At 68.3% G+C, this 15,158-nt stretch carries 16 protein-coding genes; 12 read left to right on the top strand and 4 right to left on the bottom strand.

All coding sequences use genetic code 11. The features are described 5' to 3' along the window. The first annotated feature begins 14 nt into the window (after window positions 1-14). Window positions 15-2,255 carry a GTP diphosphokinase gene (gene relA, locus C722_RS0120030; protein ID WP_017642226.1) on the top strand — a complete coding sequence of 747 codons (2,241 nt, stop codon included), beginning with the start codon at window positions 15-17 and terminating at the stop codon, window positions 2,253-2,255. A gap of 68 nt (window positions 2,256-2,323) precedes the next feature. Beyond that, on the top strand, window positions 2,324-3,169 hold the full coding sequence (gene mazG, locus C722_RS0120035; RefSeq protein ID WP_017642227.1) for a nucleoside triphosphate pyrophosphohydrolase: 846 nt from the start codon (window positions 2,324-2,326) through the stop codon (window positions 3,167-3,169). Window positions 3,170-3,283: 114 nt separating this feature from the next. Here the strand turns inward: mazG and C722_RS0120040 are convergent, their stop codons facing one another. After that, window positions 3,284-3,598 carry an EscU/YscU/HrcU family type III secretion system export apparatus switch protein gene (locus tag C722_RS0120040; RefSeq protein ID WP_017642228.1) on the bottom strand — a complete coding sequence of 105 codons (315 nt, stop codon included), beginning with the start codon at window positions 3,596-3,598 and terminating at the stop codon, window positions 3,284-3,286. Next, window positions 3,595-5,169 (bottom strand): flagellar hook-length control protein FliK, encoded by a 1,575-nt coding sequence (locus C722_RS0120045; RefSeq protein ID WP_017642229.1) that lies wholly within the window; start codon window positions 5,167-5,169, stop codon window positions 3,595-3,597. The genes C722_RS0120040 and C722_RS0120045 overlap by 4 nt, the downstream gene beginning before the upstream one ends. A gap of 107 nt (window positions 5,170-5,276) precedes the next feature. Between C722_RS0120045 and ccmA the strand changes: the two genes are divergently transcribed. From ccmA to C722_RS0120095, 10 genes are read left to right on the top strand one after another with little or no spacing between them, the layout of a single operon-like run. After that, on the top strand, window positions 5,277-5,882 hold the full coding sequence (ccmA, locus tag C722_RS0120050; RefSeq protein ID WP_017642230.1) for a cytochrome c biogenesis heme-transporting ATPase CcmA: 606 nt from the start codon (window positions 5,277-5,279) through the stop codon (window positions 5,880-5,882). Next, window positions 5,879-6,550, top strand: coding sequence for a heme exporter protein CcmB (ccmB, locus tag C722_RS0120055; RefSeq protein ID WP_017642231.1), 672 nt, complete (start codon window positions 5,879-5,881; stop codon window positions 6,548-6,550). Before ccmA ends, ccmB begins: the two co-directional genes overlap by 4 nt. 10 nt (window positions 6,551-6,560) lie before the next feature. Next, complete coding sequence (locus tag C722_RS0120060; RefSeq protein WP_017642232.1) at window positions 6,561-7,307, top strand: heme ABC transporter permease; 747 nt, start codon at window positions 6,561-6,563, stop codon at window positions 7,305-7,307. After that, entirely contained in the window at window positions 7,304-7,480 is a 177-nt protein-coding gene (gene ccmD / locus C722_RS25920) for a heme exporter protein CcmD (RefSeq protein WP_017642233.1), read from the top strand. The genes C722_RS0120060 and ccmD overlap by 4 nt, the downstream gene beginning before the upstream one ends. Further along, on the top strand, window positions 7,477-7,932 hold the full coding sequence (gene ccmE, locus C722_RS0120070; RefSeq protein ID WP_017642234.1) for a cytochrome c maturation protein CcmE: 456 nt from the start codon (window positions 7,477-7,479) through the stop codon (window positions 7,930-7,932). Before ccmD ends, ccmE begins: the two co-directional genes overlap by 4 nt. Next, window positions 7,929-9,890, top strand: coding sequence for a heme lyase CcmF/NrfE family subunit (locus C722_RS0120075; protein WP_017642235.1), 1,962 nt, complete (start codon window positions 7,929-7,931; stop codon window positions 9,888-9,890). Before ccmE ends, C722_RS0120075 begins: the two co-directional genes overlap by 4 nt. Beyond that, window positions 9,890-10,423 (top strand): DsbE family thiol:disulfide interchange protein, encoded by a 534-nt coding sequence (locus C722_RS0120080; RefSeq protein WP_017642236.1) that lies wholly within the window; start codon window positions 9,890-9,892, stop codon window positions 10,421-10,423. The genes C722_RS0120075 and C722_RS0120080 overlap by 1 nt, the downstream gene beginning before the upstream one ends. After that, window positions 10,420-10,869 (top strand): cytochrome c-type biogenesis protein, encoded by a 450-nt coding sequence (locus tag C722_RS0120085; RefSeq protein WP_017642237.1) that lies wholly within the window; start codon window positions 10,420-10,422, stop codon window positions 10,867-10,869. The genes C722_RS0120080 and C722_RS0120085 overlap by 4 nt, the downstream gene beginning before the upstream one ends. Then, on the top strand, window positions 10,866-12,053 hold the full coding sequence (gene ccmI / locus C722_RS0120090) for a c-type cytochrome biogenesis protein CcmI (RefSeq protein WP_017642238.1): 1,188 nt from the start codon (window positions 10,866-10,868) through the stop codon (window positions 12,051-12,053). Before C722_RS0120085 ends, ccmI begins: the two co-directional genes overlap by 4 nt. Next, on the top strand, window positions 12,050-12,985 hold the full coding sequence (locus C722_RS0120095) for a hypothetical protein (RefSeq protein ID WP_017642239.1): 936 nt from the start codon (window positions 12,050-12,052) through the stop codon (window positions 12,983-12,985). The genes ccmI and C722_RS0120095 overlap by 4 nt, the downstream gene beginning before the upstream one ends. Here the strand turns inward: C722_RS0120095 and C722_RS25490 are convergent. After that, window positions 12,911-13,285, bottom strand: coding sequence for an FAD-dependent oxidoreductase (locus C722_RS25490; RefSeq protein ID WP_051226187.1), 375 nt, complete (start codon window positions 13,283-13,285; stop codon window positions 12,911-12,913). The genes C722_RS0120095 and C722_RS25490 overlap by 75 nt on opposite strands. Continuing rightward, window positions 13,258-15,015, bottom strand: coding sequence for an FAD/NAD(P)-binding protein (locus tag C722_RS25185; protein WP_051226189.1), 1,758 nt, complete (start codon window positions 15,013-15,015; stop codon window positions 13,258-13,260). Before C722_RS25185 ends, C722_RS25490 begins: the two co-directional genes overlap by 28 nt. Window positions 15,016-15,158 lie beyond the last annotated feature (143 nt).

Here is a 15,158-nt window from a genome sequence, read left to right on the forward strand (position 1 = left end):
TGAGGAAGGGGTAGATGGTACAGGTCAGAGCGCATCAGCCAGTCAACGTCGATGGCAGCATCAACCTCCACGCCTGGCTGGATCATATCCAGAGCGTGGATCCGAATCTCGATCGCGAGGCCTTGCTGGATGCCTGCGGCTTCGCCCGCACGGCGGAAGAGAATTCCGGCCAGGTCGAGCACACCTGGGCGGAGGGTACCTCCAGCTTCCATACCGGGCTGGAGATGGCCGAGATCCTGGCCGACCTCAAGCTGGATCAGGACAGCCTGATCGCGGCCATCGTCTATCGGGCGGTGCGCGAGGGCAAGGCGACCCTGGAGTCGGCGACCGAGCATTTCGGCCCGGTGGTGGCCAAGCTGATCGAAGGCGTGCTGCGCATGGCGGCGATCAGCGAGAGTCTCAATCCGCGCAAGTCCATGGTGCTGGGCAGCCAGACCCAGGTCGACAACCTGCGGCGCATGCTGGTGGCCATGGTCGACGACGTCCGCGTGGCCCTGATCAAGCTGGCCGAGCGCACCTGTGCCATCCGCGCGGTCAAGAACGCCACCGAAGAGCGCCGCAACCGGGTGGCTCGCGAGGTGGCCGACATCTATGCGCCCCTGGCCCATCGCCTGGGCATCGGCCATATCAAGTGGGAGCTGGAGGATCTGTCCTTCCGCTATCTGGAGCCGCAGCAGTACAAGCAGATCGCGACCCTGCTGCATGAGCGGCGGCTGGATCGCGAGCAGTACATCGCCGACGTCATGCAGCAGCTGCGGGACGAACTCACCGCCACCGGCATCAAGTCCGACCTCAGCGGTCGGGCCAAGCACATCTATTCCATCTGGCGGAAGATGCAGCGCAAGGGTCTGGAATTCAGCCAGATCTACGACGTGCGGGCGGTGCGGGTACTGGTGCCCGAGATGCGTGACTGCTATACCGCGCTGGGTATCGTGCATACCCTCTGGCGGCACATTCCCCGCGAGTTCGACGACTATATCGCCAATCCCAAGGAGAACGGCTACCGTTCCCTGCATACCGCGGTGATCGGCCCGGAAGGCAAGGTGTTGGAGGTGCAGATCCGTACCCACGCCATGCATGAAGAGGCGGAGCTGGGGGTCTGCGCGCACTGGCGCTACAAGGGTACCGACGTCAAATCGGCCTCCAACCACTACGAAGAAAAGATCTCCTGGCTGCGTCAGGTGCTGGAATGGCACGAGGAGCTGGGCGACATCGGCGGCCTGGCCGATCAGCTACGAGTCGACATCGAGCCGGACCGGGTCTACGTTTTCACCCCCGACGGCCACGCCATCGACCTGCCCAAGGGCGCGACGCCGCTGGACTTCGCCTATCGGGTGCACACCGAGATCGGCCACAACTGCCGCGGCGCCAAGATCAACGGCCGTATCGTGCCGCTGAACTACCAGCTGCAGACCGGCGAGCAGGTGGAGATCATCACCGGCAAGCAGGGTTCGCCCAGCCGCGACTGGCTCAACCCCAACCTCGGCTACGTCAACACCTCGCGGGCCCGGGCCAAGATCGTCCACTGGTTCAAATTCCAGGCGCGCGACCAGAACGTCGCCGCCGGCAAGGCCATGGTCGAGCGCGAGCTGTCACGCCTGGCGTTGCCGCCGGTGGACTTCAACATCCTGGCCGAGAAGGTCAACTACAAGGGCGCCGAGGACATGCTCGCGGCCCTGGGCGCCGGCGATCTGCGCCTGGCCCATGTGATGCACGCCGCTCAGCAGCTGGTGGAGCCGGACAAGGGCCTCGATACCCTCGATCTTCTCCCGCGCAAGCCCACCAACAAGCCGGGCAAGCGCGGCGATGTGCAGATCCAGGGGGTGGGCAATCTGCTGACCCAGATCGCCGGGTGCTGCCAGCCGGTACCGGGTGACGCCATCGTCGGCTACATTACCCTCGGCCGCGGCGTGACCATCCACCGGCAGGATTGCGCCAATGCCCTGCAGCTGGCCAGTCGCGAGCCGGAGCGGACCATCCAGGTGAGCTGGGGCCCAGTGCCGGTGCAGACCTATCCGGTCGATATCGTGATCAAGGCCTTCGACCGCTCCGGTCTGCTGCGCGACGTCTCGCAGATCCTGCTCAACGAGCGGATCAACGTGCTGGCGGTGAACACCCGCTCCAATCGCGAGGAAAACACCGCCAACATGCTGCTGACCATCGAGATCCCCGGCCTGGACGCCCTCGGCCGCCTGCTCGGGCGCATTTCCCAGCTGCCCAATATCATCGAAGCCCGGCGTAATCGCACCGCCTGAGCGGTGTGACGACGACCCCACGAGGCGCCTCTGGCGCCTCGTGCTTTTTCCAGCGACAGGATTCACTCATGTACCAGCTCGACGACCTGCTGCACCTCATGGCCCGGTTGCGCGATCCCCGTCACGGCTGCCCCTGGGATTTGCGCCAGGACTACGGCAGCATTGTGCCCCACACCCTGGAAGAGGCCTACGAGGTCGCCGACGCCATCGCCAAGCGGGATTTTCCCCAGCTGCGCGACGAGTTGGGCGATCTGCTGTTCCAGGTCGTCTACTACAGCCAGTTGGGGCGTGAGGATGGCCATTTCGACTTTGCCCAGGTGGTGGACGGCATCACCCGCAAGTTGGTGCGGCGTCATCCCCATGTCTTTCCCGATGGCGACCTGCATGGCCCCCTGGACTTGCCACGGCTGGACGAGGCGACCATCAAGCGGCGCTGGGAAGAGATCAAGGCCGAGGAGCGTGCGGAGAAGGCCGCGGCGCCCGAGCAGCTGTCGCTGCTGGATGACGTTCCGGCCGCGCTGCCGGCCCTGAGTCGGGCGGCCAAGCTGCAGAAGCGCGCCGCCAATGTCGGCTTCGACTGGGCCGATGCCACGCCGGTGGTAGCCAAGATCCAGGAGGAACTGGACGAGGTACGCGAGGCCATGGCCAACGGCCAGGCCACCCAGGTGGCGGAAGAGGTGGGCGATCTGCTATTCGTCATGGTCAATCTGGCGAGGCACCTGCAGGTCGATGCGGAAGACGCCCTGCGCCAGGCTAACGCCAAGTTCGAGCGACGCTTCCGCTATATAGAAGAGGCGCTGAAAGCCCAGGGGCGCACGCCGCAGGAAGCCAGCCTGGAGGAGATGGACGCGTTCTGGGACGCCGCCAAGGTGGAAGAGAAGGGCGTCGTCGGGCATTCGTTGCAGGGTCGCTGAAACCGGGCGTAGGTTGGTGCTGAGCATAGCGAAGCCCAACGCTGCCGAGATCTGGACGGGTTTCGACGTGTCGTCCAAGCCCGGCTGTTGGACTTCGCTGCGCTCAACCGCAACCTACGGCATCCGCTCCCAGCCGTAGGACAGGTCCGGTTGGTCGGCCAGGTGGGCCGGGCACTTGCCCTTGAGGTGCCAGGCGAAGGCGATGATTTCGGCCAGGGTGCGGTAAAGCGCCTCGGGGATTTCCGCGCCCAGCTCCAGGCGCGCCAGGATCCGCACCAGATCAGCGTTCTCGTAAATGGGCACCTCGTGCTCCCGGGCTGTGGCCAGGATGAGTTCGGCCAGTTCGGCGTCGCCCTTGGCGGACAGGATGGGTGCACTGCTGCCGTCATAGGACAACGCGATGGCCTGGCGGGGGGCGGACGTGCTCATGCGGTATCGTCGATCCAACGTTGTTCGAGAGAGGTGCGCGGATGGCGCGCAGGGCGGCCCTGGCGGCTGCTGAGGTCGCCGACCACGAAGCCGGCGGCCAGCAGGCGGTCGCGCAGATGGGGCAATTCGGTATCGATCAGCGCCGCGGTGGCGCCTTTTTCCGCCCAGAACTCGCTCGACAGCCGGCCGCTGGCCAGCTGTGCCCGTACCTGCAGCGGGCCGAGCGGTGCCAGGTCGAAGGCCAGTTCCACCTTCCACAGGCTGTCGCGGGCTTCGCCGCGGGTATCCGGCGGCGGTCTTTCCTCCTGGAAGCGTACCTGCACCGCACCGAGGCGCTCGCCATCGCGCCAGGGAATCTCGGTCTGCCAGGTGGAGAGGTAGTAGCCGTCCGGCAGGACCTGGGTCTGGGCCAGGCTGGCGAGCTGGTGGGTCTGCAGGCGGGCGATGACGCCGGTGGCCAGTTGCAGCAATTCGTCGAGTTCGGCGTTGGCGGCGCTGAGGCCACGACCGTCGCGTTCGCCCAGGGGAAAGTCCAGGGCGGTGGGTTGGCGACTGGCGGTGGCGGCGCCGCCCAGGGCCCGGCGCAGGGCGTCGGGGAGATTCTGCTGGGCGGCCTGGGCCGCGACCTGGGGATTGCGCAGGGCATCGCCCGGTACGCTGGCCAGCAGTCGATCCACCAGGCGCAGGAGGTTGGCCTTGAAGTCTTCCTGGAGATCGGGACCGCCGCGCTCCAGCAGTTGCTGCTCCAGTTGCAGGCCGCTACGGGCCAGGGCGCGGGTCCAGCCCTGGGCGGTGGTGAGCGCCTCGGTGTGCTCCAGATTGGCCAGCAGCGCCTTGAGCGCGGCCCCCACCGACGGTGGCAGCTCCGCCTCGGGGACGTCCTCCAGCCATTGCAGCAGGGCGTTCATCGACAGCTGGCGTTGGCCCTGGCCCTGCAGCTGGCGGTCGATGTCGAGCTGGTCGAGGCGCTGCGCCATGGGCAGCACCGTGACCTCCTGGCGGTCCTTGATCACCACGGTCAGCAGGCTGCCCACCGGTACCGGACGGGGCGATTCCAGCTTGAGCTGGCGGCCTTCGAGGTTGGAGCTCAGGGCCTTGGCGATCACCTCGTAGGTGGGTGCTGCGCCGGGCTGCTGTTGCAGCAGGCTGCTCAACACCCGTAACTGCAGGGTGGTCCCCACCGGCAGCTGGCGCAGGTCCAGTTGCTGCAGCGGTGGTGGCGGGGCGTCGCCTTCCAGGCTCTGCAGCAGCACCGCCAGCTGGGTGGAGCCCAGGGTGCTCACCAGCAGCTGGCTGCCCACCGGCAGGTTATTGGTCGGACTCTGGGTGGTGAGCAGGACGCTACCGCCCTGGGCCAGCTGCAGCTGCAGCAGGAACTGGAAATTCTGGCCGGCCGGCCGGGTGGCGAGCACCTCGGCGGTGGCCGTGCTGCCGGGCAGTATCAGGTCATCGAGGGACTGCAGGGCCTGCAGGATCTGCGCGCCGGCATCCGACGCCTGCGCCGCCGCGGCCCGGACGGGCAGGGCGGGCGTGACGCCGACGCTGGGTGGGATCGCGGAGATGGGGGTCATTGGGCAGGTCCGGTGGAATCGCCTGTGTATAATGGCGCGCCTTCAAGGGCGTGTGCCGGGTTAACGGCCAGCGCCCGACCGACTTTAGTGCCGTGAGATCGCCTGTCTTGAATCAGCCCCTGCTCGACGCCGTCGCGCTCCGTTGCGAACGGGGCGGTCGCCTGCTGTTCGACGACCTGAGCCTGGGCCTGGCGGCAGGCGAGTCGCTGCAGATCGGTGGCGTCAACGGCAGCGGCAAGACCAGCCTGCTGCGCATCCTGGCGGGACTGCTGCCGGCGGATGCGGGCGAGGTGCGCCGACCCGCGGCGGTCGAACTGCTCTGGCTGGGTCATGCGCCCGGCCTCGCCGAGGGGCTGACCGCGCTGGAAAATCTTCACAGCCTGGCCAATCTCTGGCGCCCGACCACGCCGGCTGCCTGCCTGGCTGCCCTCGCGGCGCTGGGTCTGGCCGACTGGGCGGACGAGCCCTGCAGGCAGCTCTCGGCCGGTCAGCGCCGCCGCGTCGCCCTGGCCCGTCTCCACCTGCCCGCGCCGCCGCGACTCTGGTTGCTGGACGAACCCTTCACCGCCCTCGACGCCGCCAGCTGCACCCAGCTGGAAGAGCGCTTGCGCGCCCATTGCGCCGCGGGTGGCGCCCTGGTGCTGACCAGTCATCGCGAGCTGGAGATTCTGCCCGAGGGGCATCGCCTGCTCTGGCTGGACGGTGGCCGATGAGCGGCGCCTGGCTGGCCATCCTCGGGCGCGAAGGGCGCCTGGCCTGTCGCCGTCCGGCGCTGTGGCTCACGCCCCTGGCCTTCCATGCCCTGGTGGTGACCCTGTTTCCCCTGGCGCTGGGTCCCGATAGCCAGCAGCTGGCCGCCCTGGCGCCGGGACTGCTGTGGATCGCCTTACTGCTGGCCTTGCTGCTGGGCCAGGAGGCCCTGTTTCGCAGCGACTGGCAGGACGGCTCCCTGGAACTCTGGCTGCTGGCGCCCCAGCCCTTGCCGCTGCTGGTACTGCTCAAGCTGCTGGTGCACTGGTGCTTCGCCGGCCTTGGCCTGGTGGCCCTGACGCCGCTGCTGGCGCTGATGCTGGGGCTGCCCGCCGCGGCCCTGCCAGCGACCCTGGCGGCCCTGACCCTGGGCAGTCTGGCCCTCACGCTGATCGGCGCCATCGGCGCGGCCCTGACCGTGGGCCTGGCTCGTGGCGGGCTGCTGCTGGCGCTGCTCAACCTGCCGCTGCAGATCCCGGTGCTGATCCTGGGCGCCAGCACCCTGGACGCGGCGCGGCTGGGTCTGCCGGTGACCGGCTTGCTGCTCTGGCTGGGCTGCCTGACCCTGCTGGCCCTGACCCTGGCGCCCCTGGCGGTCGCCGCCGGCTTGCGCATCGGCGCGGCCCAATGACGAGGACAACATGAACTGGACCTGGCTGCACCGCCTGGGCTCTCCCGCCATCTTCTATCGCCTGGCCGGTCGGCTGCAGCGGCCCTGCCTGGCGCTGGCCGGACTGCTGCTGGCCGTCGGTCTGGTGTGGGGGCTGTTCCTGGCGCCGCCGGACTACCAGCAGGGCGACAGCTTTCGCATCCTCTATGTGCATGTGCCGGCCGCCTTTCTGGCGCAGTCCTGCTATCTGCTGCTGGCGGTCGCCGGAGCCGTCGGCCTGGTCTGGCGCCTCAAGCTGGCCGACGTGGCTCTGCGCGCGGCCGCGCCGATCGGCGCCTGGATGACGGTGATCGCCCTGGCTACCGGGTCGCTGTGGGGCATTCCCACCTGGGGCACCTGGTGGATCTGGGACGCCCGGCTCACCTCGATGCTGGTGCTGCTGTTTCTCTATCTGGGCGTGATCGCCCTGGGGCAGGCCATCGACCATCGCGAGAGCGCCGCCCGGGCCTGCGCCATCCTGGCGCTGGTGGGCTCGGTCAATCTGCCGATCATCAAGTATTCGGTGGAGTGGTGGAGCACCCTGCATCAGCCGGCCACCTTCAGCCTGGTGGAGCGTCCACCGATGCCCGCGGCCATGTGGCTGCCGCTGCTGGTGATGGTGCTGGCGTTCTATTTGTTCTTTGCCGGCGTGTTGCTGCAGCGCATGCGCCTGGAGGTGCTCAGGCGCGAATGGCGCAGTCGCTGGGTACGCCTGGAACTGGGCGAGGAGGGCGCGTGAGCGGCGTGGACTGGGCGCAAACCCTTGGCATGGGGCGTCATGGCCTCTATGTCTGGCCGGCCTTCGGCCTGACCCTGGTCATCCTCGGCGGCCTGCTGCTGCACGGCTGGCGGGCGCGTCGCCGGCTGGAGCGGGAACTGCGCCAGCGCTGGCTACGGGAGCGGCGGCCATGAATCCGCTTCGTCGTCGCCGGCTGCTGTGGATCCTGCTGCTGTTGCTGGGGGTGGGGGGCGCGGTGGCGCTGGCCCTCAGCGCCCTGCAGCAGAACATCAACCTCTTCTATACCCCGAGCCAGATCGCCCAGGGCGAGGCGCCGCGGGAAACCCGCATCCGTGCCGGCGGCATGGTGGAGCAGGGCAGCCTGGTGCGCGCCGCGGATTCCCTCGCGGTGAGCTTCGTCATCACCGACTTCCAGCGCGAGGTGCGGGTGAGCTATGCCGGCATCCTGCCGGATCTGTTCCGCGAAGGTCAGGGCGTGGTGGCCCTGGGCCGACTCGACGACCAAGGCCGCCTGGTGGCCGACCAGATCCTCGCCAAGCACGACGAGAAGTACATGCCCCCCGAAGTGAGCCAGGCGCTGCGCCAGGCCGGACGGCCACTGGACGGCGCGAGGCCGGCGCCATGATTCCGGAACTGGGGCAACTCTGTCTGCTGCTGGCGCTCGTCATGGCCCTGGTGCAGGGCACCTTGCCGCTGCTGGGCGCCTGGCGCGGTCAGGTCGACTGGATGCGGCTGGCGCGCCCGGCCGCCTTTGGCCAGTGGCTGTTCCTGGCGCTGGCCTTTGCGGCCCTGATCTGGGCCTTTCTCCAGGACGACTTCTCGGTGGCCTATGTGGCGGCCAACTCCAACAGTCGCCTGCCCTGGTACTACAAGGTCAGCGCCACCTGGGGCGCCCACGAGGGCTCACTGCTGCTCTGGGCGCTGATCCTGGCGGGCTGGAGCCTGGCGGTGGCCGTCTGCTCGCGCCAGTTGCCCCAGGCCCTGCTGGCGCGGGTGCTAGGTATCCTCGGGCTTGTGGCCACGGGGTTCCTGACCTTCCTGGTGGCCACCTCCAACCCCTTCGCGCGCCTGCTGCCGCAATTTCCGCGGGAGGGCAACGATCTCAATCCGCTGTTGCAGGACCCGGGTCTCATCCTGCATCCGCCCCTGCTCTACATGGGTTATGTGGGCTTTTCGGTGGCCTTCGCTTTCGCCCTGGCAGCGCTGCTGGAAGGTCGGCTGGACGCTGCCTGGGCGCGCTGGGCCCGGCCCTGGACGCTGCTGGCCTGGGCCTTTCTCGGCTGCGGCATCGTGTTGGGCTCCTGGTGGGCCTATTACGAACTGGGCTGGGGGGGCTGGTGGTTCTGGGATCCGGTGGAAAACGCCTCCTTCATGCCCTGGCTGGTAGGGACGGCGCTCCTGCATTCCCTGGCGGTGACCGAGAAGCGCGGCCTGTTCAAGGGCTGGACGGTGCTCCTGGCCATCGCCGCCTTTTCCCTCAGCCTGCTGGGGACCTTTCTGGTGCGCTCGGGGGTGCTGACCTCGGTCCATGCCTTCGCCAGCGATCCCACTCGCGGCGTCTTCATCCTGGCCTTCCTGCTGCTGGTGGTCGGCGGCTCCCTGGCGCTGTTCGCCTGGCGCGCACCGGCGCTCGGCGGCTCGGCGTCCTTTGGCCTGGCCTCCCGTGAGGCCTTGCTGTTGATCAACAACCTGATCCTGGTGACCGCCGCTGCCATGGTGCTGCTCGGCACCCTCTATCCGCTGATCATCGACAGCCTGACGGGTGCCAAGCTGTCGGTGGGGCCGCCCTATTTCGACCTGCTGTTCGTGCCGCTGATGGCGCTGCTGATGCTGGCGCTGGGCGTCGGGGTGCTGGTGCGCTGGAAAAGCAGCCCGGGGCGCTGGCTGGCCCGCCTGCTGGCGCCCATCCTGCTGGCTTGCGCCGTGCTCGCCGGACTCGCCGGTTGGTGGCTGGACCAGCCCAGGGCGGGGATCCTGGCGGTGCTGGCGCTGGCGGCCTGGATCCTGCTGACCGCGCTGCGCGATGTGCTGGGCAAGGTGCTGGCGCTGGGCTGGCGCCGTGGCCTGCGCAGCCAGCCGCGCAGCTACTGGGGCATGCACCTGGCGCACCTGGGCCTGGCGGTGCTGGCCCTGGGCGTGGTGCTGGCCAGCCAGCTGGATGTGCAACGCGATCTGCGCCTGGCGCCGGGCGAGCATGTCGAGCTGCAGGGCTATCGCTTCGGCTTCGCCGGGACCCAGCATTACCAAGGGCCGAACTTCACCGCCGAGCGTGCGCTGCTGCAGGTCGAGCGTGAGGGGCGGGTGATCGCCCTGCTGACCCCGGAGAAGCGCCGCTATCTGGCCAGTGGCGCGGCCTTGACCGAAGCGGCCATCGATGCCGGCCTGACCCGCGATCTCTATGTGGCCCTCGGCGAGCCGCTGGGGGAGGGCGTCTGGGCCGTGCGCCTGCAAATCAAGCCCTTCGTCCGGCTGATCTGGCTCGGCGGCCTGCTCACCGCCTTGGGTGGCCTGCTGGCCCTGGCCGATCCGCGCTATCGCCGCCGGCGCTCGTCTTCCCCTGTCGCTGCCACGGAGTCCGCCTGATGCGCCGTCGCCTGTTGCTCTGCCTGCCACTGCTGGCCTTTCTGGTGCTGGCCGGCTTGCTCTTTCGCGGGCTCCATCGCGATCCCCAGGCGCTGCCTTCGGCGCTGGTCGGCCAGCCCTTTCCGGCGTTTTCCTTGCCGGGCGTGCAGGATGAGCGACTGTTCACCCGGCAGGATCTGCTCGGCCGCCCGGCGCTGGTCAATGTCTGGGGCACCTGGTGCGTGGCCTGCCGGGAAGAGCACCCGGTGCTCACTCGACTCAAGGCCGAGGGCGTGGTGATCCACGGCATCAACTACAAGGACGACAATGCCAGCGCTCGGCGCTGGCTGGCGGAATTCCACGATCCCTACCAGCTCGATATCCGCGACGACGAAGGCCGGCTGGGCCTGGACTTGGGCGTCTATGGCGCGCCCGAGACCTTTCTCATCGATGCCCGCGGCGTGGTGCGCTATCGCCATGTCGGGGTGGTCGATCAGCGCGTCTGGGACGCAGACCTCGGGCCGCGCTACCGAGCCCTGGTGGCGACGCCATGAGGGTCGGCTGGCTGCTCCTGTTGCTGGTCTGGTCGACCCTGAGCCAGGCGGCCATCGACCCCTATGGCTTTCGCGACGACGCCGAACGCGCGCGCTTCCAGGCGCTGACCCGCGAACTGCGCTGTCCCAAGTGCCAGAACCAGGACCTGGCCGATTCCAATGCGCCCATCGCCGGCGATCTGCGTCGCGAGATCCAGCGCCTGATGGCGGCCGGGCGGAGCGATGAGGAGATCATCGCCCACCTGGAGCAGCGCTACGGCGAATTCATCCGCTACCGGCCGCCCTTCGAGGGCCGCACCCTGCTGCTCTGGCTGCTGCCGGGCTTGGCACTGCTGGCTGGGGCCGGGCTGTTGTTGGTCCTGACGCGGCGCCGCCGCCCGGAGCAGACGCTGAGTGACGCCGAACGCCAGCGACTGGCGCAGCTGCAGGCGGAGGAGGAGCCGTGATACTGACCTTCTGGGGGCTGGCGGGATTGCTGCTGATCCTGGCGGTGCTGATCCTGCTGGTGCCGCTGCTGCGCGGTGGACGTGTCATGGCGGATCAGCGGGCGGTGCTCAATCGTACCCTCTATCAGGAACGCCTGGCCGATGCCCGGGCGCGGGCCGCACGGGGGGAGCTGGACATCCAGGCCCTGGCGCTGGCCGAAGCCGAGGCGGGCCGCAGCCTGCTCGCCGACAGTCCTGCCGAGGGTTCTTCGCCGCTGCGCCAGGGCCGGCGCCTGGGTGTCGCGGTCGCCCTGGGCGGCCCGGTCCTGGCCCTGGGGCTCTATCTGCTGCTTGGCGCCTGGCCGGCGCTGCAGCTGAGCCAGCGCCTCGCTACGCCGCCAGCGTCGCCCCAGGCGCTGCTGGCCGATCTGGAAGCGGCGACGCGACTGCAACCCCAGGCGGCCGACAACTGGTATCTGCTGGCGCGCGCCTATGCCGGCCTGGGCCGCTACCAGGCCGCGGTAGCGGCCTTCGAGCAGGTCATCTCGCGTGATGGCCGGCGGGCGGAGGTCCTCGGCCAACTGGCCCAGGCCCGTTTCTTCGCCGCGGGGCGCCAGCTGGATGCCCGCACCCAGGCCCTGGCCGACGAAGCCCTGGCCGCCAATCCCGGCGAGCCCACCACCCTGGGACTGCTGGGCATGGCCGCCTACGAGCGGGGCGCCTACGCCGATGCGGCAGGCTACTGGCAGCGCCTAGTCGCCGTGCTGCCGCCGGCCGATCCCCTGCGCGGCACCCTGGCCGAAGGGGTCACCCGGGCGGAGCGCGCGGCGCGGGCCGCTGGTCAGGTGCTGACCACGCCGGGGCTGGAGGTGGAGGTCAGTCTGGCGCCCGCGGTGGCGCAGCGTGTGCGGCCCGAGGACAGTGTCTTCGTGCTGGCGCTGGCGGTGGATCAGCCCGGTCCGCCGCTGGCGGTACGGCGGCTGCGGGTCGCCGATCTGCCCCGCCGGGTGCGCTTGGATGACGGCGATGCCATGCTGCCCCAACGCAAGCTGTCCGACTATCGCCAGGTGCGACCGGTGGTGGTCATCGCCCGCAGCGGTGATCCACTCAAGGGGGACTGGCGTCTGGAGGGGCGTCCGCTGGAGCGCTCTTCTAGTGCGTTCAGCCTATTGCGCGTGGAAGCCGACGATGCCATTACGCCATGATCGCGCAGGATGTCGACAATCAGAGCAAGGACGCCATGTATACCTACGAAGACGCCGTCGCCGCGACCACCGAACTCTGTAGCCAGATCGAGAATCTGCCCGCCAGGCGGCGGGCGGTCCGTGAAGATTTCTACAGGAGCTTCGGCGACGCCGATAACGATGGTCTGAGTTATGGCGACTCGGAACTGGCCTTTCTCGACTGGGAAATCCAGGCTGGCGTCCTGGATCCGGTGACGGGCAGCGCCTGGTGGCGCAACGTCAATCTGCACTTCATCTACCTGTCCGAGTTGGCGGGCTGCCTGGCGACTCATCAGCTGCCAGGCGACCAGGCGCCCTATCCGACGCGCTGCTGGCTGACCTTTATCGCCGATCCCACGCCGCGCCATTGGTACCGGGCGCACAATGCCTCCATCCTGGCCGGTTTCGCCCTGCATCAGGAGGACGCCCGCGCGGAAAACGCGGTGGGTCAGCTGTTTCTCAACATCACCCTGTATCGGCTGATGTTCGCCCAGGCGCTGGTGGAGGAGGCGACGCTGTTCGCCGAGCTGGGCGCGCTGCTGGCCGATCCGCGTGGCTTCTCGGTCAAGTTGCTGGTCAGCCTGGCCGACTTCTATCCGCCGCACTATCCCCTCACCGAGGCCGATCGCGAGGTGATCGAAGGACATGGCCTGGGCATCGAGGAGCTGGGCGTGCGTCTCATGGATGGCTGGATTCGCCTGGAATTGCGCAAGCTGTACCGGGAGGCCGCCGAGTGGAATCAGGCCCTCGAGCTGTTGAACTACCTGGATGGCGACCAACCCGCCTATCCGCCCGCCGTGGACCGCTGCGCTGTCTACGCGACGGCCCAGGCGGTGGCGTCACTGGAAGGCGTCCTCGCCGGGCAGGATCTCGCGGTGGCCGAGGACGGCACGAGCGGTCTGCAGGCCGGATAGGGTCGCCGATTCCACGCAGCCCATGTTGAAGCCGTTGTGGATCCAGTCACCGGTCAGATAGAGGTTGCGGCAGACGCTGCCGTCGGTCGCCAGTCGATAGCGACTGCTGCCGGCCACGCTCTGCACATAGCGTTCGCTGGGGTCGACGTTGGCGCGCCAGTATTGATAGTCGAAGCGCGCCACGCCGCTGACCGTGGCGGGAGCCAGCAGGTATTCCCAGCGATAACCCTGGTCGGTCCCGGCGTCCGGCCAGTAGTCGCGCAGGTTGCCGTTCATGAAGTCGATGAAGGCCTGGTGCACCCGGGCCGCCTGGCGCGCGGGATAGTCGTTTTGCGTGCCGATGGGGGGCGCGGCGTCGGCAGCGAAGACGCCGCAGAAGTAGCTGATGTCCTGGGGCGGGTGCCGCTCGACCAGTCTTCGCGCGCCACTAGATAGCTGACGTCGGCCCAGGAATCCATCGCCTGGGCGGCGAAGCCGAGCAGTTCCGGCGCCTGGCCGCCTTGGGGCGAGCCGGTCCAGCCCAGTTGCCAGACGTCGCGATCCTGCCAGAGCTGCACCGCCTGGGTAGCCACGGTAGCGACGGCCCGGGTCATCTGGGCGAAGGCCGGATCCAGGGCGCAGAGGCTGGGGGAGAGATCGGCCAGACCGGCGACGGAAATACCCAGGATCACCTCGTCGAAGTCGCGGTCGACCTGCAGTTCCAGTTGTTCAACGCCCGACCAGCCGCTCCAGTTGGACTCCAGATTGATGTGCTGCTCCTGCAACCGCTGGGCGACGTCGTCGGAGATCTGCGCGTACAGCGGCGCCGAAGGCCAGCAGGGCAGGCCCTTGACGTCCACCAGGGGCTGGTAGGGCTCCTGCTTGAGCGATACCTGGCGCTGGATCTGCAGGCGGGTCACCCGCGGTCCCTGGCCCTCGTCGGCGGCCTCGATACCGGTCACCTGATGGAAGAACTTGAAGTTCACGCCTCGCTTGGCCAGCACCTCGTAGTAGGGCGCGAAGACCACGTCGCCCATGCCTGCCTGCATGCGCCAGATGAAGGAGCCCTTCGACGTGGTCAGGGCCAGCAGCGCCGCCCGCAGCACGGTGCCGGCCTCGACATCGGGTTGGGCGAGATCGCCGTCGCGATAGGCGAAGATGCCGCCATGCAGCGACTTGAGCACGGCGCCGTCCAGGGTCGCGGCGCTGGCGCCATGGCGGCTCAGCCAGGCCTGGAAGGTTTCCGCGTTGAGCATCTCGAAGCACTTGGAATAGACCTCGTCGGCGAGCATGCCGATAAGTACCGTCAGGCCGAAATCCATCAGCAGCCACAACCGGTGAGCGCCGACCTGGGTCTGGCTGCGTTCGTGCAGGATCTCGCCTAGGAGGCTGCGTGCCTTGCGCAGGAGCCACAGCAGCAACGGATGATCGACGCCGTCGGGCAATTCCGTGCGTGCGCGCTGCAGGTGCCGCTCGGCTTCGTCCAGGGCCAGCTCCTGCAATTCCTCGCGGCAGTGCGCACGCAGGCGGGCGAACAGGCCGGTCGGCGCGGCGGTCGGCGGGGTATCGTCCACCTCGCCCAGGCGCAGCAGCCACTCCAGCAGATCGCCGAGGGCGCCCATGAACGGCTTGGGGTTCCAGCCCTCGCCGGGCTTGCCGGGCAAGGCCAGGGTGTCGATGGGCCAGGTGGTCCATTGATCCTGGAAGTCGTCGGCGAAGGCGGTATGGGAATGCGGGAAGAAGGCCTCGTCGAGGGTCGCCAGGGGCGCGCCGGCAGGGCGGTCCAGCTCCTCGTAACACTGCCTCAGGCTATGGAAGGCGTTGTAGTAGAAGCCGAACCAGACATGGATGCCGTGTTCCTCGATGCGCTGGTGGTCCTCGGCGTTGCGCCCGCTGGCGCCCTTTCCGCCGAGCCGCCAGCCCTGCTGGTAGAGGGTGAGCTGATAGCGTTCCTGCCAGTTGGGCTCGCTTGTCAGACGAAAGGCGGCGGTGACGGCGGACACGCCGCCACCCAGAATGGCGATCTTGCGGACAGAAGGGATAGCTTCCATGCCTATTGCTCCGAAGTGTGCAAATTGTTGCACCAGTGGACGAATGCCAAGTGATGGCTAAGGTAATATCACTTTATCGAAAAGTTCCCTTGAGACTTTAGCAAGGCAACGGAAACAGTTGAGGTGCTGACCCGGTGTGCCCG

Source organism: Pseudomonas sp. 313 (genome assembly GCF_000316965.1).
Classification (GTDB): Bacteria; Pseudomonadota; Gammaproteobacteria; order Pseudomonadales; family Pseudomonadaceae; genus Chryseomonas; species Chryseomonas benzopyrenica.